This window comes from Agrobacterium sp. GW821-FHT14E08 (genome assembly GCF_058803865.1).
Map to the genome: position 1 here is coordinate 614,004 of NZ_JBXAPJ010000002.1, position 16,263 is coordinate 630,266.

At 59.0% G+C, this 16,263-nt stretch carries 20 protein-coding genes; 14 read left to right on the top strand and 6 right to left on the bottom strand.

The genetic code is table 11. The annotated features are described in order from the left end of the window. Nucleotides 1-4 precede the first annotated feature (4 nt). From AC1ROR_RS11685 to guaA, 5 genes are all read left to right on the top strand, one after another. Complete coding sequence (locus AC1ROR_RS11685; RefSeq protein ID WP_498589473.1) at nt 5-1,099, top strand: DUF1513 domain-containing protein; 1,095 nt, start codon at nt 5-7, stop codon at nt 1,097-1,099. 51 nt (nt 1,100-1,150) lie between these two features. Continuing rightward, a complete protein-coding gene (locus AC1ROR_RS11690) occupies nt 1,151-1,603 on the top strand; it encodes a TspO/MBR family protein (protein ID WP_035219334.1) in 453 nt (150 codons plus the stop codon). Between the two features lie 83 nt (nt 1,604-1,686). Next, nucleotides 1,687-2,136 carry a PaaI family thioesterase gene (locus AC1ROR_RS11695; protein WP_035219336.1) on the top strand — a complete coding sequence of 150 codons (450 nt, stop codon included), beginning with the start codon at nt 1,687-1,689 and terminating at the stop codon, nt 2,134-2,136. Beyond that, nucleotides 2,133-2,771: a 5'-methylthioadenosine/S-adenosylhomocysteine nucleosidase gene (locus AC1ROR_RS11700; protein ID WP_498589474.1), complete on the top strand. Its 639-nt coding sequence runs from the start codon at nt 2,133-2,135 to the stop codon at nt 2,769-2,771. Before AC1ROR_RS11695 ends, AC1ROR_RS11700 begins: the two co-directional genes overlap by 4 nt. Nucleotides 2,772-2,854: 83 nt before the next feature. After that, on the top strand, nt 2,855-4,432 hold the full coding sequence (guaA, locus tag AC1ROR_RS11705; RefSeq protein WP_498589475.1) for a glutamine-hydrolyzing GMP synthase: 1,578 nt from the start codon (nt 2,855-2,857) through the stop codon (nt 4,430-4,432). 38 nt (nt 4,433-4,470) lie between these two features. On the opposite strand, the gene AC1ROR_RS11710 is transcribed toward guaA, so the two are convergent. Together AC1ROR_RS11710 and AC1ROR_RS11715 are read right to left on the bottom strand one after the other, a co-directional pair. Beyond that, nucleotides 4,471-4,959 carry a hypothetical protein gene (locus tag AC1ROR_RS11710; RefSeq protein ID WP_498589476.1) on the bottom strand — a complete coding sequence of 163 codons (489 nt, stop codon included), beginning with the start codon at nt 4,957-4,959 and terminating at the stop codon, nt 4,471-4,473. Nucleotides 4,960-5,105: 146 nt separating this feature from the next. Continuing rightward, nucleotides 5,106-5,684, bottom strand: coding sequence for a TetR/AcrR family transcriptional regulator (locus tag AC1ROR_RS11715; protein ID WP_498589477.1), 579 nt, complete (start codon nt 5,682-5,684; stop codon nt 5,106-5,108). A gap of 166 nt (nt 5,685-5,850) precedes the next feature. Here AC1ROR_RS11715 and AC1ROR_RS11720 point away from each other — a divergent pair, with 166 nt between their 5' ends. Beyond that, nucleotides 5,851-6,567, top strand: a complete 717-nt coding sequence (locus tag AC1ROR_RS11720) for a 2'-5' RNA ligase family protein (protein ID WP_498589478.1) — start codon at nt 5,851-5,853, stop codon at nt 6,565-6,567. Nucleotides 6,568-6,771: 204 nt separating this feature from the next. Here AC1ROR_RS11720 and AC1ROR_RS11725 read toward each other — a convergent pair whose 3' ends face one another. Continuing rightward, a complete protein-coding gene (locus tag AC1ROR_RS11725) occupies nt 6,772-6,939 on the bottom strand; it encodes a hypothetical protein (RefSeq protein WP_003503889.1) in 168 nt (55 codons plus the stop codon). Between the two features lie 233 nt (nt 6,940-7,172). Between AC1ROR_RS11725 and AC1ROR_RS11730 the strand changes: the two genes are divergently transcribed. The 3 genes from AC1ROR_RS11730 (at nt 7,173) to AC1ROR_RS11740 (ending at nt 9,335) form a co-directional block, all read left to right on the top strand. Beyond that, nucleotides 7,173-7,520 (top strand): ArsC family reductase, encoded by a 348-nt coding sequence (locus AC1ROR_RS11730; RefSeq protein ID WP_498589479.1) that lies wholly within the window; start codon nt 7,173-7,175, stop codon nt 7,518-7,520. Nucleotides 7,521-7,532: 12 nt separating this feature from the next. After that, nucleotides 7,533-8,009 (top strand): Cys-tRNA(Pro) deacylase, encoded by a 477-nt coding sequence (gene ybaK, locus AC1ROR_RS11735; RefSeq protein ID WP_498589480.1) that lies wholly within the window; start codon nt 7,533-7,535, stop codon nt 8,007-8,009. An 87-nt stretch (nt 8,010-8,096) separates the two neighbouring features. Beyond that, entirely contained in the window at nt 8,097-9,335 is a 1,239-nt protein-coding gene (locus AC1ROR_RS11740; RefSeq protein WP_498589481.1) for an aminopeptidase, read from the top strand. 7 nt (nt 9,336-9,342) lie between these two features. On the opposite strand, the gene pecM is transcribed toward AC1ROR_RS11740, so the two are convergent. Then, nucleotides 9,343-10,206 (bottom strand): 4-hydroxybenzaldehyde efflux transporter PecM, encoded by an 864-nt coding sequence (pecM, locus tag AC1ROR_RS11745; protein WP_498589482.1) that lies wholly within the window; start codon nt 10,204-10,206, stop codon nt 9,343-9,345. Between the two features lie 81 nt (nt 10,207-10,287). Here pecM and AC1ROR_RS11750 point away from each other — a divergent pair, with 81 nt between their 5' ends. The 3 genes from AC1ROR_RS11750 to AC1ROR_RS11760 all read left to right on the top strand — a co-directional run bounded on the left by AC1ROR_RS11750 (nt 10,288) and on the right by AC1ROR_RS11760 (nt 12,849). Then, a complete protein-coding gene (locus AC1ROR_RS11750; RefSeq protein ID WP_498589483.1) occupies nt 10,288-10,788 on the top strand; it encodes a MarR family winged helix-turn-helix transcriptional regulator in 501 nt (166 codons plus the stop codon). Nucleotides 10,789-10,884: 96 nt separating this feature from the next. Further along, nucleotides 10,885-11,592: a FadR/GntR family transcriptional regulator gene (locus tag AC1ROR_RS11755; protein ID WP_035219349.1), complete on the top strand. Its 708-nt coding sequence runs from the start codon at nt 10,885-10,887 to the stop codon at nt 11,590-11,592. 54 nt (nt 11,593-11,646) lie between these two features. Continuing rightward, a complete protein-coding gene (locus AC1ROR_RS11760; protein WP_035219350.1) occupies nt 11,647-12,849 on the top strand; it encodes a mandelate racemase/muconate lactonizing enzyme family protein in 1,203 nt (400 codons plus the stop codon). Here the strand turns inward: AC1ROR_RS11760 and xseA are convergent, their stop codons facing one another. Then, entirely contained in the window at nt 12,850-14,448 is a 1,599-nt protein-coding gene (gene xseA / locus AC1ROR_RS11765; RefSeq protein ID WP_498589484.1) for an exodeoxyribonuclease VII large subunit, read from the bottom strand. A gap of 190 nt (nt 14,449-14,638) precedes the next feature. Between xseA and AC1ROR_RS11770 the strand changes: the two genes are divergently transcribed. Both AC1ROR_RS11770 and AC1ROR_RS11775 read left to right on the top strand, forming a co-directional pair. Then, entirely contained in the window at nt 14,639-14,881 is a 243-nt protein-coding gene (locus tag AC1ROR_RS11770) for a hypothetical protein (RefSeq protein ID WP_035219354.1), read from the top strand. A 12-nt stretch (nt 14,882-14,893) separates the two neighbouring features. Further along, nucleotides 14,894-15,265: a hypothetical protein gene (locus AC1ROR_RS11775; protein WP_080833185.1), complete on the top strand. Its 372-nt coding sequence runs from the start codon at nt 14,894-14,896 to the stop codon at nt 15,263-15,265. On the opposite strand, the gene AC1ROR_RS11780 is transcribed toward AC1ROR_RS11775, so the two are convergent. Further along, the gene (locus AC1ROR_RS11780; protein WP_498589485.1) at nt 15,262-16,245 is read right to left on the bottom strand and encodes a Gfo/Idh/MocA family protein; all 984 of its coding nucleotides are present in this window, start codon (nt 16,243-16,245) and stop codon (nt 15,262-15,264) included. The genes AC1ROR_RS11775 and AC1ROR_RS11780 overlap by 4 nt on opposite strands. Nucleotides 16,246-16,263: the final 18 nt, after the last annotated feature.

Below are 16,263 nucleotides of genomic sequence, written 5' to 3' on the forward strand. Positions count from 1 at the left end.
GGCGATGATAACAGGCAAGAAGCGGATGCTGATAGACCGGCGCAGCTTCATCAAGGCAGCGGGTATTCCCTTTCTCGCAGCGCTGGCTCCCCGTTCACTCCATGCGCTCGAACGCGCCGACGCCGTCTTCGCTTCTGCCTTCCGCGCCCGTGACGGGTCCTACGGCATCGCAACGGTGAGCGAGCGCGGCGAGATCATCGACCGCGTTGCGCTCCCCGCGCGCGCCCATGGAATGGCGACAAGCCACGCCACGGGCATGACGGTGGCCTTTGCGCGTCGGCCGGGAACGTTCTTCATGGCCTTCTATCCCGCGCGGCGACGCGAGCCTGTCGTGATGCACACGCCGGAGAACCGCCATTTTTACGGCCATGGGCAATTTTCCCCCGATGGGGCGATCCTTTATGCCAGCGAAAACGACTTCGACGGCAATCGCGGCGTTATCGGACTCTACGACGCGCGTAACGGATTTGCCCGCATCGGCGAATATGACGCCCACGGCGTCGGTACGCATGACATGACGGTGAGCGATGACGGGCGGCTGATCGTCATCGCTAATGGCGGCATCGAGACTCACCCGGATTTTGGCCGCACCAAGCTCAATATCGACAGCATGGAACCGTCTCTCGTGCTTCTGGATGCTGCAAGCGGCGAATTGATCCAGAAACACGCGATGCCGGATCGACTGCGGCAACTTTCCACCCGCCATGTCGATCTCGGCGATGACGGGCGCATCTGGTTCGCCTGCCAATATGAGGGGCCGCGCAACGATCTTCCACCGCTTGTCGGCCATTTTTCGAAGGGCGAGGACCTGTCTTTCATCGATCTGCCGGAGGAAACGACGGTGCGTCTTGCCAATTATGTCGGGGCCATCGCCGTCAACCGGCATGAAGGGCTGGTGGGCCTGACCTCCCCCAATGGCAATGCTGCGGTGACGCTGGACGCTAAAACCGGGCGTGTTGTAGCAGAGACATCCGTCCGGGAGGCGGCGGGCGTCGCCCCGGCGGCGAGCGGCATTGCCGTTTCTTCCTATGACGGATTTTTCGAGGCCGTTCGCAGCGACGTGGCATGGGATCAGCACATCGTGCGGCTTTCTGGCTAAAATACTGAAAAGGCAAGGGAACAAAAGCATGGCCAGCGCATTGGATGGGTCATGAAAAACCTTACCGTGTACATTGTTTTCGTGGTTGCAGTTGTTGCCATTGGGGCACTGATCGGTGTCAACAATGTGCCCGGCGAGTGGTATCAATCACTCCAGAAACCATTCTTCAATCCGCCCAACTGGATCTTCGGGCCGGTCTGGACGACGCTTTACGTGCTGATCGGCATCGCCGGTGCGCGGACATGGATCCGCAAGCCGATGGGAACGCGCATGCGCCTGTGGTTCACCCAGATGGTGCTGAATTTCCTGTGGTCGCCGATCTTTTTCGGTATGCAAAGCCCAACGGGTGCACTGGTCATCATCATTCCAATGCTGATCTGCATCATCGCTTTCGTCACGCTCACCTATAGCCGTGACAGGGTATCGATGTGGCTTTTTGTGCCCTATGCCGTTTGGGTCGCCTTTGCCACCCTGCTGAACGCAAGTATCGACTGGCTGAACTAAATTTTGCCCGCGCAACCCTTGCCTTGCCCGCCGCCACGCGCCATGTCAGTTTGCGATGGGGACTAAAAGCAGGCAGGTAGGCCATGGAGATCACGGATCCCGGCGATTTTCGTCAGCGGATAGAAAAAAGTTTTGCGCGACAGGGAGTGGTGCAGGCAATCAACGCCGAGATCAGCCGTATCGAACACCGGCTGGTGGAAATCGAACTACCCTTTCATGAGAAGCTGACGCAGCAGCACGGCATCCTGCATGCGGGTGTCATTGCCGCCGGTCTGGACACCGCCTGCACCTATGCCGCCTACACGATCATCGAGCCGGAAGCCTCGCTGCTGACCATCGAGTTCAAAGTCAACCTCATGTCGCCCGGACGCGGCGAGCGGTTCCTGTTTCGTGGCGAAATCATCAAGCCCGGAAACAATCTCATCGTCGCCGATGGCCGCGCCTACGCACTGTCGGACGGGCCAGCGAAGCTGATCGCCTCCATGACAGGGACAATGATGGTGATGAAGGGTCGCGAGGATATTACCGGATGAATTACCGGCTTTCGCAGGTTGCGGATAAATCCGTTCTTTTTGTCATGGCGGCTTCCCCCGAATATGGTCCCCATCTCCAGGCTCGCATCGCGCCGTTGATGACAGGCATCGGCCCGGTGGAGGCGGCGATTGCAGTCACGGCCGTTCTTGCCGGTCTCGATGCCGCCGACCATCTGCCGGACCTTGTCGTTTCGCTCGGTTCTGCCGGTTCGCGAACGCTCGAACAAACGGGTATCTATCAGGCGACTTCGGTTTCCTATCGCGACATGGACGCCTCTGCCTTCGGTTTCGAAAAGGGCTGCACGCCGCTGCTTGATCTGCCGGCCGAGGTGGCCCTGCCCTTACGGATACCCGAAATAGCCGAGGCGCGGCTTTCCACGGGCGCCAACGTTGTCTCCGGCGCGGCCTATGGGCTAATAGATGCCGATATGGTGGAAATGGAGACCTTTGCCATCCTGAGAACCTGCCAGCGCTTCGGCGTGCCGCTCATCGGCCTGCGCGGTATTTCCGATGGCAAGGCCGATGTGAACCATGTGGACGACTGGACGGAGTATCTGCACATCATCGATGAAAAGCTGGCGGATGCCGTCGACCGGCTTTGCCGCGCGATCGAGGATGGTGCGATCGCCCTTTGAAACCTTGCGATTTTCGCAAATTTCCGCTGTTCGATGCCCGCTTGCGGGTTGCCTAAAGCCGCCATTTTCTTTAAAGGCTCGCCATGACCCAGATAGCCCATCCCGACAGCATTCTCATCATCGATTTCGGCAGCCAGGTGACGCAGCTCATTGCGCGCCGCATCCGCGAAGCCGGGGTCTATTGCGAAATCCATCCGTTCCAGAATGCCGCAGAGGCGTTTGAGAAGCTTCAGCCCAAGGGCGTGATCTTCTCCGGCGGCCCCGCATCCGTGACGGCGGAAGGAAGCCCGCGCGCGCCGCAGGCGGTGTTCGACAGCAAGGTTCCGATCCTCGGCATCTGCTACGGCCAGCAGACGCTCTGCACGCAGCTCGGCGGCGTAGTCGAGGGCGGTCACGCGGCGGAATTCGGCCGCGCCGATATCGACATCAAGAAGGCGAGCCCGCTTTTCGAGGGCTTCTGGGAACAGGGCAAGAGCTATCCGGTCTGGATGAGCCATGGCGACCGCGTGACGAAGCTACCGGAAGGTTTCGAGATCATTGCGACATCGGAAAACGCACCTTTCGCCATCGCTGCCGACGAGACACGCCATTATTACACCACCATGTTCCACCCGGAAGTGGTGCACACGCCTGACGGCGGCAAGCTGCTCTCCAACTTCGTACACAAGATCGTTGGCCTCAAATCCGACTGGACAATGGCGGCCTACCGCGCCGAGATGATCCGCAAGATCCGCGACCAGGTCGGCACCGGTCGTGTGCTCTGCGCCCTTTCCGGCGGCGTCGATTCCTCGGTTGCGGCGATCCTCATCCATGAGGCGATCGGCGACCAGCTCACCTGCGTTTACGTCGACCATGGCCTGATGCGGCTTGGCGAAAGCGAGCAGGTGGTCGGCATGTTCCGCGACCATTACAATATTCCGCTGGTGCATGTGGATGCCGCCGATCTGTTCCTGGGCGAACTGTCGGGCGTCTCTGACCCGGAAGTGAAGCGCAAGACCATCGGCCGCCTGTTCATCGAGGTCTTCGAGGCCGAAGCGGCCAAGATCGCCGCCGACGGCAAGGGCGCACCGAATTTCCTGGCGCAGGGCACGCTTTACCCTGACGTCATCGAAAGCGTCTCCTTCTCCGGCGGCCCCTCGGTCACCATCAAGAGCCACCACAATGTCGGCGGTCTTCCCGAGCGCATGAACATGCAGCTCGTCGAGCCGCTGCGTGAGCTTTTCAAGGACGAGGTCCGCGCGCTTGGCCGCGAACTCGGCCTGCCGGAAAGCTTCATCGGCCGCCACCCCTTCCCCGGTCCGGGTCTGGCGATCCGCTGCCCCGGCGCAATTACCCGCGAGAAGCTCGATATTCTGCGCAAGGCGGACGCGATCTATCTCGACGAAATCCGCAAGGCCGGTCTCTATGACACCATCTGGCAGGCCTTCGCCGTTCTGCTGCCGGTACAGACCGTGGGCGTCATGGGCGACTACCGCACTTATGACTTTGTCTGTGCGCTGCGCGCCGTGACCTCCGTGGACGGCATGACGGCGGATTTCTATCCTTATGACATGAACTTCCTTGGCCGTGCGGCAACCCGCATCATCAACGAGGTGCGTGGCATCAACCGTGTCGTCTACGACGTGACCAGCAAGCCGCCCGGCACGATCGAGTGGGAATAACGCCTACAATAGGCATAGCTTAGACGATGACGCCGCGACTAGCTCGCGGCGTTTCTGTTTTGTCTTGCGAGGTAGATGATCTGGGCGGTTAGGCCGAGGACGAGGATCGCCAGCAACCCGCCCTGAACACCGAGAAGCAGCGGCGATTTTAAATCGGTAACAAAGGGATGACCATTCGGAACACGACGCAGGGTCTCGGTCGCCGTCGGTACCATCAGGAGAAATGCGCTCACGCTCAGACAGATGGTTTCTATATATCTGGCGGTGCGCGTTGAGCCGAGAATGCGTTCAATTCCGTAACCTGCGAGCAGGAACAGGATGGTCAGCGCGCCGATGGCGTAGCTGACCGGCTGATGCGCCACGAGGAAGGCCGTCGCAGCGCCAATCAGCATGGACACAAAATAGATTGAACCCGGCCTGGATCGCGGAACGATCCGACCGTGACGGGCAAACATGTAAATGGCCACGGGAATGGCGGGCAGGCTGCCGAGCGTGTGGACCCAGCCAAGCGGAGAAATTCCGAACATGAGAGATTGCCTTTCTCTTCCACAGGGGCGATGACGGCCCGGGGAAGCAGACTGTTGACGACTGATCTGGAAGCGTAATGCTGTCTATTTATCGGGTCGGGATGTCGCTCAGGTCATGCATTCACCTCCCTCGCGACGTTTCATTTTCAAGCTGTGATGCGCTCCAGCATGGGGCGGGTTATCGCGCCAAAGGCTGCGGCATCACCGTAGGCGCGGGCCGAGAGCATTGCACCATGCACGGTGGCCATGAACATTTCGGCATTGGTGTGCGCTGTTCCTGTCAGCACAAGGCGTCCTTGGGCAGCCCCGCGCTCCAGCACGGCGGCGAGCCAGTCCGAGAGGCTTTGAAAATGCGCACGCACTTCAAGAACCACAGATTCGGGAAGGACCGGTATTTCAGTGGCAAGCAGAGCGCAGACGCAGAAGGGATGGGTCGCATCAGCGATACAGCCTTCCCAATAGCCGATATAGGCGCGAAGCTCTTCGAGCGGATCAGAGATGTTTCGCTCCAGCTCGGCGAGTCCGGCTGCAGCTTCCTGCCTGTATTGCTCGACCAGTTTGCGGACCAGGTCTGATTTGCTCGGGAAATGGTGGTGAATGCTGGCATTGCGAATGCCGACCACGCTGGAAATATCGGCGTAGCTGAAACTGTTGTAGCCGCCGCTTACAATCAGGATACGCGCGCAACGAAGAATTTCATCGGCCTTGGTTTGTGGGTTTCTCATATTCATTGCCTACCAACTAGTAGGTAGATTGTCAACTCAACGCACCATGCTGTTATTTTCTGGAGTTCCCCTGCCTGTCGGGAATGCATTTGTTCTCTTTTCGTTCTTTTAATTTCTTCTGGCAATGATAATATCGCGGCCTTGGCAAAGGCCGTGGAGTATCGTCATGGGTTTCGAGTTGACGGATAAAGGAGGTGTAAGGCAGCTTTTCTTTGAAGGGCTGGAGACGCCGAAAATACAGCGCCTCAATCCGCGATTTCGCAGCAAGCTTCTCTTATTGTTGAAGCCGCCGGCAGCCCTGGCCGATAGAATCTTTGCCGATGCTTCACAGTATGCGGAAGGACGGACAAGGCGTGCAGCCTATCCGGCAGAGCTTCTGCATATCACGCTGCTCTGTATCGGATGTTTCGAGACGGTGCCTCACGGGCTGATAAACAGGCTGAAGGCGGCGCTGGGGGAAATCAATGCGCGGCCCGTTCCTGTCACTTTCGAAGAAACGTCGCTTTTTGGTAATCGCAATAGTCTGGTGCTGCGAAGCAGCCGCGACATGCCGGAAATCAAGGCTCTCGTGAAGATATTGCAACGCGCCCTTTGGCGGGCAAATCTTCCCTTTGTTACAGCATCATCTTTTACGCCGCATCTCACCATGATCTATGGCTGTGGGAAGATTGAGCTTATGCCCGCCGGTAAACCCTATAGCTGGCTGGCGGGCAATTTCGAACTTGTCTTCAGCCATAATGGCGAAACAAGGCACGAGCTGCTGGCACGCTTTGCGCTTTCAGCGAAGGCGGATCGTTATGAGCGGCCTGAGAGCCAGTTATATTTATCGGAAAAAGTGATCGGCCCGTCGAAGCGGCCGAAACAGAGTGCAGTATCTCGATGACGTGCACTCAAAGCGGCGCAACAATCCCGCGCTGACAATTTATCCCGCATCTGTCCTCCGAGGACTACGGGGCAACCTTCCTGTGTGAATACGGAACGCGTCTTGAGCCATCGGCGACGCATCCACCTCGCCCGTCGAAACCGGCATGGATTTCGACCCCGAGCGCAAGCGAGGCGGTGCCGCCTCGCTACAAATGATAACAGCTTAGAGCTGAACCTTGTCGAAAGCCTTGCCATCGATGCCGAGGGCTTCGAGGTCGGCGCGGGCCGGCTTGCGGTGCGCGCGAACAGCGGCCGAAACCGAAAGTGCTGCACCCAGAACGGCGAAAGTTTCGCCGAAGAAGTTACGCGATGTCTTTGCAACCTGACGCATTTTTCTCTCCATCTTTGATGCCCAGATAATGGGCATTTCGGGCCGGTTCTACAACTCATGATGTAGCAGGGAAGCCATGCAGCTTTGCTCGCGCTCGTTTGGATATCAGCCATTGCGATTCTGCATGGCTTGGGTGCTACCGCTCTCAAACGACGCAGGGCACTTCAGCGGACGGTTGAATAAGGCGTATATTTTGTTATGCCGGAGAGCTTGAAGACAAAGAGGCTGGCAGCATGACGATTACGATTTACGGCATCAAGAACTGCGACACGATGAAGAAAGCCAGAAGCTGGCTGGAAACCAATGGTGTCGACTATTCTTTCCATGATTATAAAGCGACCGGCATCGACCGCGCCCATCTCGAAACATGGTGTGATGCCGCAGGCTGGGAAACGGTTCTTAATAGGGCCGGCACGACCTTCAAGAAACTGAATGACAGCCAGAAGGTCGATCTTGACCACGAAAAGGCCATCGGGCTGATGCTGGAGCAGCCCTCAATGATCAAGCGCCCCGTGCTGGAAGCGAAGGGCAAGATCACCGTCGGCTTCAAACCGGAAACCTACCAGACCCTCTTTGCCTGAACGCCGTTCCCAATGTCCAAAACGACCCGCGCTACCCAAATGCTGGCCAAGGCTGGCGTCGCCTTCACCACCATCAGCTATGACTACGATCCAAATGCCGACAGGATCGGCCTGCAGGCGGCTGAGGCGATCGGCGAACCGCCGCATCTGGTGTTGAAAACGCTGATGGCTGAGCTGGACGGCAAGCCGATCTGCGTCGTTGTCCCGTCTGATCGCGAGGTGAGCATGAAGAAGCTCGCCGCCGCTTTCGGCGGCAAATCCGCCAGCATGATGAAACCGGCCGATGCGGAACGCGCCACGGGTTACCATGTTGGCGGCATCAGCCCTTTCGGGCAGAAGAAACAGGTGCCGACGGCCATTGAGGCTGAGGCGATGGCGCATGATTATGTTTACATGAATGGCGGACAGCGAGGCTTGCAGGTGCGGCTTTCACCCCGCGACGCCCAGACAGCACTAAAGGCCATCATTGCGCCACTGGTGGCCGACTGAGGTTTCAATCCAGCTTTTGAAAGCATTTGGCTTTCGAAAGGAATGGGCTATGGTCGGCGCCTCAATTGAAATATGCGAAGGCAGATCATGACCGTTTCTCCCATCGATCCCGTCAAACTTGAAAAACTGGCCGAAGTCGCCGTCAAAGTCGGCCTGCAATTGCAGAAGGATCAGGATCTGGTGATCACTGCTCCGCTTGCAGCCCTGCCGCTGGTTCGGCTTTTGACAAAACACGCTTATCTTGCCGGCGGTGGGCTGGTCACCACCTTCTATTCCGACGAGGAAACCACGCTTTCCCGTTATCGCCACGCCAGTGACACCAATTTCGACCGGGCTTCAGGCTGGCTTTATGAAGGCATGGCGAAGGCCTACGCCAATGGCGCGGCGCGGCTGGCGATTGCAGGCGACAACCCGATGCTGCTGGCCGAGCAGGACCCCGCCAAGGTGGCGCGTGCCAACAAGGCCAACTCTACCGCCTACAAGCCGGCGCTGGAGAAGATTTCCAATTTCGATATCAACTGGAACATCATTTCCTATCCCAACCCCTCCTGGGCAAAGCAGGTCTTTCCTGATGTGACGGAGGACGAAGCGGTGCGCAGACTTGCCGACGCCATCTTCGCCGCCTCGCGGGTGGATCTGGCCGATCCGGTCGCGGCATGGGCGGAGCATAACGCCAATCTCGCCAAACGTTCGGCATGGCTGAACGGCGAACGCTTCGCATCGCTGCATTTCACCGGCCCTGGCACGGATGTGAAAATCGGCCTGGCGGATGGCCATGAATGGCACGGCGGCGCTTCCGCCGCCAAGAACGGCGTGACCTGCAACCCGAACATCCCGACGGAAGAAGTGTTCACCACGCCGCATGCGCTGCGCGTGGATGGTTACGTGTCCAGCACCAAGCCGCTGTCGCATCAGGGAACGCTGATCGACAATATTCAGGTGAAGTTCGAGGCCGGCCGCATCGTGGAGGCCAAGGCTTCGAAGGGCGAAGCCGTACTGAACAAGGTGCTGGATACCGATGAGGGTGCTCGCCGCCTGGGTGAAGTGGCGCTTGTGCCGCATTCCTCGCCGATCTCGGCAAGCGGCATCCTGTTTTACAACACGCTGTTCGACGAAAATGCCTCCTGCCACATTGCGCTCGGACAATGCTATTCGAAATGCTTCCTCGATGGCGCTTCGCTGTCGCAGGATCAGATCAAGGCGCAGGGCGGCAATTCCAGCCTTATCCACATCGACTGGATGATCGGTTCTGACAAGGTGGATATCGATGGCGTGAAGCCGGACGGCTCCACGGTTCCCGTTATGCGCAAGGGCGAATGGGCCTGATAAAAGTCTATCTCGGCAACTGGCTGCGCTGACTGAGCCAGATGCTGAAGAGCACCGCGACGAACCCGACGATCTGCGCTGGCGTGAGGCTTTGGCCAAGCGCCAGCCAGCCGAGCAGGGTTGCAACGACCGGACTTAGAAAACCGAGCGATGCGGCAGCCGAGGGTTCGATGCGGGCAAGGCCGCGAAACCACAGAAAATAGGTCAAGGCAGCACCGATGAGACCCAGATAGGCCATGCCGAGAATATTGGCCGTGGTCGGTGCAGGCAGGGCCGGTTCCAGGAAATATGCTACCGGCAGGAGCAGAATGCCACCCGCCGTCAATTGCCAGGCGGTGAAGGTGAGGTTCGAAACCGGCGGCCGCCATTTGCGGGTCAGCACGGTTCCAAAGGCCATGGATACGGCACCGGCAAGACCCGCAGCCACGCCGACACCATCGAGCGCAGCGCCCGGCGCCAATACCAGAAGCGCGACACCGGCAATGCCCAAAAGGCCGGCGGCGATGGCGAGCGGTCGAACCGGCGTGGTGAGAAACAACCGGGAGAGACCAATCACGATCAGGGGCTGAACCGCGCCTACAGTCGCCGCGACTCCACCGGGTAGCCGGTAGGCAGAAACGAAAAGCATCGCCCAGAAAAATGAGAAATTCAGCGAGCCGAGAACGAAGCTGCGCGGCCACCAGACGCCCTGCGGGAGCTTTCGGACGAGGAGCAGCAGCAGGATACCGGCCGGTAATGCGCGCAGCATGGCAACATGGAATGGATATCCCTGCGGCAAAAATTCGGTCGTGACGAAATAGGTGCTTCCCCAGATGGCGGGGGCAAGTGCAGTTACCAGCACGTCGGCTGCATAGGCGGTATTTTTCTTCATTTCAAGAATCTCTATATCAAGATAAATGCAATCTAGCCGATTTTATCTTGACGTCAAGATATCAATTGCTATGCCTTTGTCATGAGCAAAGAACCGCTTGATCACGTCGATCACATTCTGGCGCAATGGCGCAGGGAAAGACCGGACCTCGATGTCGGCCCGATGGGGCTGCTCGGGCGCTTGAACCGGCTCACCACACATCTCGGCCGTGAGGTGGAGGCGGTGCTGCTGAAACACGGCCTTTCATCGTCTGCTTTTGATGTACTGGCGACATTGCGGCGCGCAGGCTCGCCATACCAGCTCTCCCCGGGCGACTTGCTGGCGATGACAATGGTGAGTTCCGGCACCATGACCAACCGGATCGACCAGCTGGAAAAAGCCGGGCTGGTGGAGCGCATCCACAACCCACAGGACCGGCGCAGTGTGCTGATATCATTGACGGAACGCGGCCTTGCCATTGTCGAGGACGCCGTCAGCGCCCATGTCGAAAACCAGCAACGGCTGGTCGCCACTCTCAGCGAAGAGGAACGAACAACGCTGAACCGGCTTTTGAAACGGTTTTTGCGGGACTTCGAAGAATAGGCTTGCACTGCGTTCTGGGCCGCAATCGCGCTTGTTTCCTTGAAAAAAATCCTGTAAGCAATTTTCCATAAACCTGTACTACAGGTTGGAGGAAAAATGTATAACGCCATCTCCCATGAAACCGGTCTCGTCAGCAGCACGATCGGCGCGATAACCCGTCACATCCGGGAAAATGAACTTGCCCCCGGTGCGAAACTGCCGAGCGAACTTTCGCTGTCGCAGCAGCTTGGCGTTTCGCGCACCGTCGTTCGCGAGGCATTCCGGTCGCTGTCGGCCATGCGGCTGATCGATGTCAGCGCCGGCAAGCGAGCCACGGTGGCGACGCTGGATCATGGTGCGATGTCGCTGATGTTCGAACACGGCATTCACACCGAGCAGATCAACATCCAGCAGATTTATGACGTGCGCCGCACTATCGAAGTCAGAACCGTGACGCTCGCGGCACTGCGGAGAACGGATGCTGAAGCGCTCACCATTCTCGACCACGCCAATAATATGGAGCGGGATTTCGGCGACAATGACAAGGTGATGGAACACGACCTTGCCTTTCACCTTGCCGTTGCCAGAGCCTCCAAGAACCCGGTTTTCGAACTCATTCTCGGTGCCTTCCAGAATGTGACGCGCCAGACCTGGCCGATAGGCTGGAAGAGCCGCACATCCGACGCGCAGCGCCATGCCGCAGGTGAACTTCACGTCGCCATCGGACAGGCCATTGCGGCCGGCGACCCGCAAACGGCCTCAACGCTGATGGCGCGGCATTTCGATGAAAGCGTGCATGCGCTTCTGGCAGCCGGCATCGCCTGATTTTTTCAACGCAGTTCCAGACGGAACACGACCTGCCTCTGGAGGAGACACTTCATGAAAATTACGAAACTCGAGACCGTCCGCGTGGCGGAACGGGCAAACCTGCTCTGGGTTCTGGTCCACACCGACGAAGGCATCACCGGGCTTGGCGAAACCTTCTACGGCGCCGAGACGGTGGAAACCTATGTGCATGAATATATCGCACCCCGCGTGATCGGCCGCGATCCGCTGCAGATCGACCTTCTGGCGCAGGACCTCGTCGGCTATCTCGGCTTCCGTTCATCGGGCGCGGAAGTGCGCGGCAATTCGGCCTTCGATATCGCGCTGTGGGATATTTTCGGCAAGGCAACCAACCAGCCTATCGCCCAATTGCTCGGCGGTTTCAGCCGTAAGGAAATCCGTACCTACAATACCTGCGCGGGCACGGAATATATCAAGAAGGCGACCGGCCAGCAGACGGCCAATTATGGCCTCTCCGGCGGCAAGGACTATGACGACCTGAACGGCTTCCTGCACCGGGCCGACGAGCTTGCCCATTCTCTTCTGGAAGACGGTATCACGGCCATGAAGATCTGGCCTTTCGATGCGGCGGCGGAAAAGACGCGCGGGCAATATATCTCTATGCCGGATCTGAAAAGCGCGCTTGAGCCATTTGAGAAAATCCGCAAGGCGGTGGGCGACAAGATGGACATCATGGTGGAGTTTCACTCCATGTGGCAGCTTCTGCCCGCCATGCAGATCGCCAAGGCGCTCACCCCCTACCAGACCTTCTGGCATGAAGACCCGATCAAGATGGACAGCCTTTCCAGCCTGACGCGGTATGCCGCCGTTTCGCCGGCTCCTATTTCCGCATCGGAAACGCTGGGTTCCCGCTGGGCTTTCCGCGATCTGCTGGAAACGGGCGCTGCCGGCGTGGTGATGCTTGACATCAGCTGGTGCGGCGGGCTCTCCGAGGCGCGCAAGATCGCCTCGATGGCGGAAGCCTGGCATCTGCCCGTCGCGCCGCATGATTGCACCGGCCCGGTGGTCCTCTGCGCCTCCACGCACCTGTCGCTCAACGCGCCGAATGCACTGGTGCAGGAAAGCGTGCGCGCCTTCTACAAAACCTGGTATCGCGATCTCGTCACGGCATTGCCGGAAGTGAAAAACGGCATGATCACCGTGCCGCCGGGTGCCGGCCTCGGCATGGAGCTGCATCCCGATATCGAAAAGAGCTTCACGGTCAGCCGCCGTTTCTCGGATGCGGCGTCGATCTGATCAGAACAAGTCACCCTGATCGCTCGGACCAGAGGAAGCCGGTTTTGCCGGCTTCTTTTTTTGCGTGGTGACAGCTTCCGTAGACGGTATGCCCTCTCCCGTCGTGATGGCGGAAACCCGGCCATCGGCAAACTCCATCGACACCACAGCGCCGGAAGCAATGGCGGCGGCGCGGGTCAACGGCCGGTTTTCCTCGTCGCGGATAACGGCATAGCCGCGTTTCAACACGTTCTTGTAGGACAGCGATTCCAAAACGCGACTATGCGCGGCAAGGCCCGAGCGGTTCTGCGCCATACGATGCAGCACGGCGGTATCGGCCCGGCGCGCTGCAGTGATGACCCGCTCCTTCTGCCGCTCCAGCTGGCCAAGCAGGCGGGCGGGAAGCGAACGCAGCGAGGAATCGAAGGCATCGACACGGCCTTTCCCTTGCAACAGGCGGCGCTCCACCAGAGTCTCAGCGCGATGCATGCGCTCGTTAATCCGCTGTCTATGGTGCTTGAGACCGTTCAGCAGGGTTTCAGGCCTCAGACCCGACGCAGAACGCTCAAAAGTGCGGCGCTTGTTGAGCGTCGTTATTTCAAGCCCGCGACCAAGGCCGCCTGCAGCCTCATCGAAGCGGCGACGCGGCAAGGCCAGAAGCTGGTCCAGTGAAGGCAGCGCCCGTACCAGTGCCCGCAAGCCCTGGCGGCGATTGTCCATCTGGCGCGAGACCGAACCTGAAAGGCGTGCGGCGAGGCCGGAAAGCTGCGCTTCCAGTTCGGCCCGCACCGGCACGGCCATTTCGGCGGCTCCCGTCGGTGTCGGCGCACGGACATCGGCGGCATAGTCGATCAATGTCGTATCGGTCTCATGCCCTACGGCGGAAATCAGCGGGATTTCGCTCTCGGCTGCGGCGCGCACGACGATTTCGTCGTTGAAGCTCCAGAGATCCTCCAGACTGCCGCCGCCACGCGCGACGATCAGCACGTCGGGCCGCGCAATTTCCCCACCGGGTTGAAGTGCATTGAAGCCGCGAATGGCGTTCGCCACTTCCTCGCCCGAACCTTCGCCCTGCACCTTGACCGGCCAGACGACGACGTGGACCGGAAAACGATCCGAAATGCGGTGCAGAATATCGCGAATGACCGCGCCGGTGGGCGAGGTAACGACACCGATGACATGCGGCATGAAGGGCAGACGGCGCTTGCGTTCCGGATCGAACAGCCCCTCCGCCGCCAGACGTCTGCGGCGATCTTCGAGCAGCGCCATCAGCGCCCCGGCGCCGGCCGGCTCGAGGCTTTCGATGACGATCTGATATTTCGACGAGCCGGGAAAGGTGGTGACCTTGCCGGTGGCGATGACTTCCATGCCCTCTTCCGGACGGAATTTCAGCCGCGAAAACGTGCCTTTCCAGATCACCGCATCAATGCGGGCGCGATCGTCCTTCAGCGAGAAATAGGCGTGTCCCGATGAGTGGGGACCGCGATAACCGGAAATCTCACCGCGCACCCGTACTTGATCGAAAGCCGTCTCCACCGTTCGTTTGATGGAACCCGACAGTTCGGACACCGAGAATTCGGCAAGATTGCTCAATGCGGCGTGGGAAAAGATATCGCTCATGCCCGTTTGTAACCAAAACCCGTCGATTCGGAAATGCTGGCACCGGTCTGCCCATTTTTAACGGTGATGTAACCATATCCTCAACTAACGAGTTAGGAAAAGAGGGAATGGAGGAGAAAACAAGGGTTCGTTAGGGGTGAAGACGCTAGGTTTTCTCCCAAGGCCCGGCAACCAAAGAGGAGGCGGCATCATGATTTTTCTTACCGCCACAATACTCGGCGTCACAGCAGTTGCGTTGCGTTCGGTTTTCAGCATTATTTTCATCTGCATGATGATTATCGGCGCCTATGGTGTGGCAATGGCGCTTTCTTCCACGGCCGTGCCGCTGATGTCGCTGCTGCTTGCGCTCGCCGGTTACAATTTCGGCGTTGTGGGTGTCGTCATCGGCCTGCTGGTGCTGCAACGCCCGCGCTCCACTCAGCCGACCCTCTAAAAGCTGACGGCTTTGAGGTTTTCCCGCTTTGCACTGAGCGAGATTTACGGACTGGCCGTTGACCTTGCCGTCACCTGTCTGCTGATTTTTTACGTCGGTATCGAGCCGCTTGCCGCCCGCCTGCCCGGCGCTGCGGCAGGCCTTGCGGCAAGCTGGCAGATGGGCCGCTCGAGGCGCGATGCGTCCGGCGAGGTGAGCGGATTTCTGGCAAAAGCCGTCACACTCACCTCCCGCATCGTGAGCGTCGGGCTGTTTTCCCTGCTGCAATGGCGCAACCCGCTGGTGCAGCCTCTTATCCCGCTTGCCTTTTCGGCACTCGCCGCACTGGCGTTGGCTCTTTACGGCTACAGGCGGCTTCGAAGGCAGCGGCTGGATCGGGATTAGACCGGCTCCCAGCCATCCTTTTCGGCCGCCCGATAAATGGCATCGATGAAAAGCTGGTTCTTCCTCGAGTTTTCCAGCGTAACGACTTCCCCCTCGCCTTTCGCTGCACGGGCAAAAGCTTCCGCCTCCAGCTTGTATTGACGGCTGTCCTGAAACCGGAAGATTTGCGACTGGTTATGGGCCTGATTGGTCAGTTCGATCTCTTCCGCACCCCAGCGATTGGCGTTGAAGGGGGATTTGACCTCAATATACCCATCCGTGCCGTGGAAGACCATCAGTTGCCGGGCAGCAAGCTGGGTTGCTAGATAAAAGCTCAGCTCGAAACCACCGAAATCGGCCCTGACGCTGGAATAGATATCCGTACCGAATTCCCTGTCGCGCTCGACGCTCGCCTGCACGCGCTTCGGCTCGGCGCCGGTGGCAAAACGGGTCACGATCGTCGGGTAGACGCCGATATCCGGCAGCGCGCCGCCGCCGAGTTCAGGAATATTGCGCATATTGCCGGGATCGCGATTGAAATAGCTGAAAGCGCCCTGCACATGTTTCAGCGTTCCGATCGCGCCGGAGGCCAGCAACTCCTTCACCTTGGCCCATACCGGGGAATAAGTGACCATGAAGGCCTCCGATACGACGACGCCATTGCGGTCACGCGCGGCGATGAGGGCGTCTATCTCCCCGGCTTTCAGGGCAATCGGCTTTTCGCAAAGAACATGTTTGCCGGCATCAGCGGCTTTTATGGTCCATTCCGCATGTTGCGCAGTGGGAAGCGGAATATAAACAGCGTCTATTACATCCGATGCCAGCATCTCCTCATAGGAGCCGAAGGCGTGGGGTACGGAAAAGCGCTCCGCGACCGCACGGGCCTTTGCGTGATCGCGGCTGGCGATGGCACTGACCACGCAGTTCTGGGCATCCTGTATCGCCGGGATGACATGATCCTGAGCGATTTTTGCCGTAGACATTATTCCGAAGCGCAGCATCCCGTTCTCCCATTCTGC

Bases quoted from the DNA above. Each gene is read 5' to 3' on its own strand.
- AC1ROR_RS11685 (WP_498589473.1), top strand. From the start codon at position 5: ATGATAACAGGCAAGAAGCGGATGCTGATAGACCGGCGCAGCTTCATC.
- AC1ROR_RS11690 (WP_035219334.1), top strand. From the start codon at position 1,151: ATGAAAAACCTTACCGTGTACATTGTTTTCGTGGTTGCAGTTGTTGCC.
- AC1ROR_RS11695 (WP_035219336.1), top strand. From the start codon at position 1,687: ATGGAGATCACGGATCCCGGCGATTTTCGTCAGCGGATAGAAAAAAGT.
- AC1ROR_RS11700 (WP_498589474.1), top strand. From the start codon at position 2,133: ATGAATTACCGGCTTTCGCAGGTTGCGGATAAATCCGTTCTTTTTGTC.
- guaA (WP_498589475.1), top strand. From the start codon at position 2,855: ATGACCCAGATAGCCCATCCCGACAGCATTCTCATCATCGATTTCGGC.
- AC1ROR_RS11710 (WP_498589476.1), bottom strand. From the start codon at position 4,959: ATGTTCGGAATTTCTCCGCTTGGCTGGGTCCACACGCTCGGCAGCCTG.
- AC1ROR_RS11715 (WP_498589477.1), bottom strand. From the start codon at position 5,684: ATGAGAAACCCACAAACCAAGGCCGATGAAATTCTTCGTTGCGCGCGT.
- AC1ROR_RS11720 (WP_498589478.1), top strand. From the start codon at position 5,851: ATGGGTTTCGAGTTGACGGATAAAGGAGGTGTAAGGCAGCTTTTCTTT.
- AC1ROR_RS11725 (WP_003503889.1), bottom strand. From the start codon at position 6,939: ATGCGTCAGGTTGCAAAGACATCGCGTAACTTCTTCGGCGAAACTTTC.
- AC1ROR_RS11730 (WP_498589479.1), top strand. From the start codon at position 7,173: ATGACGATTACGATTTACGGCATCAAGAACTGCGACACGATGAAGAAA.
- ybaK (WP_498589480.1), top strand. From the start codon at position 7,533: ATGTCCAAAACGACCCGCGCTACCCAAATGCTGGCCAAGGCTGGCGTC.
- AC1ROR_RS11740 (WP_498589481.1), top strand. From the start codon at position 8,097: ATGACCGTTTCTCCCATCGATCCCGTCAAACTTGAAAAACTGGCCGAA.
- pecM (WP_498589482.1), bottom strand. From the start codon at position 10,206: ATGAAGAAAAATACCGCCTATGCAGCCGACGTGCTGGTAACTGCACTT.
- AC1ROR_RS11750 (WP_498589483.1), top strand. From the start codon at position 10,288: ATGAGCAAAGAACCGCTTGATCACGTCGATCACATTCTGGCGCAATGG.
- AC1ROR_RS11755 (WP_035219349.1), top strand. From the start codon at position 10,885: ATGTATAACGCCATCTCCCATGAAACCGGTCTCGTCAGCAGCACGATC.
- AC1ROR_RS11760 (WP_035219350.1), top strand. From the start codon at position 11,647: ATGAAAATTACGAAACTCGAGACCGTCCGCGTGGCGGAACGGGCAAAC.
- xseA (WP_498589484.1), bottom strand. From the start codon at position 14,448: ATGAGCGATATCTTTTCCCACGCCGCATTGAGCAATCTTGCCGAATTC.
- AC1ROR_RS11770 (WP_035219354.1), top strand. From the start codon at position 14,639: ATGATTTTTCTTACCGCCACAATACTCGGCGTCACAGCAGTTGCGTTG.
- AC1ROR_RS11780 (WP_498589485.1), bottom strand. From the start codon at position 16,245: ATGCTGCGCTTCGGAATAATGTCTACGGCAAAAATCGCTCAGGATCAT.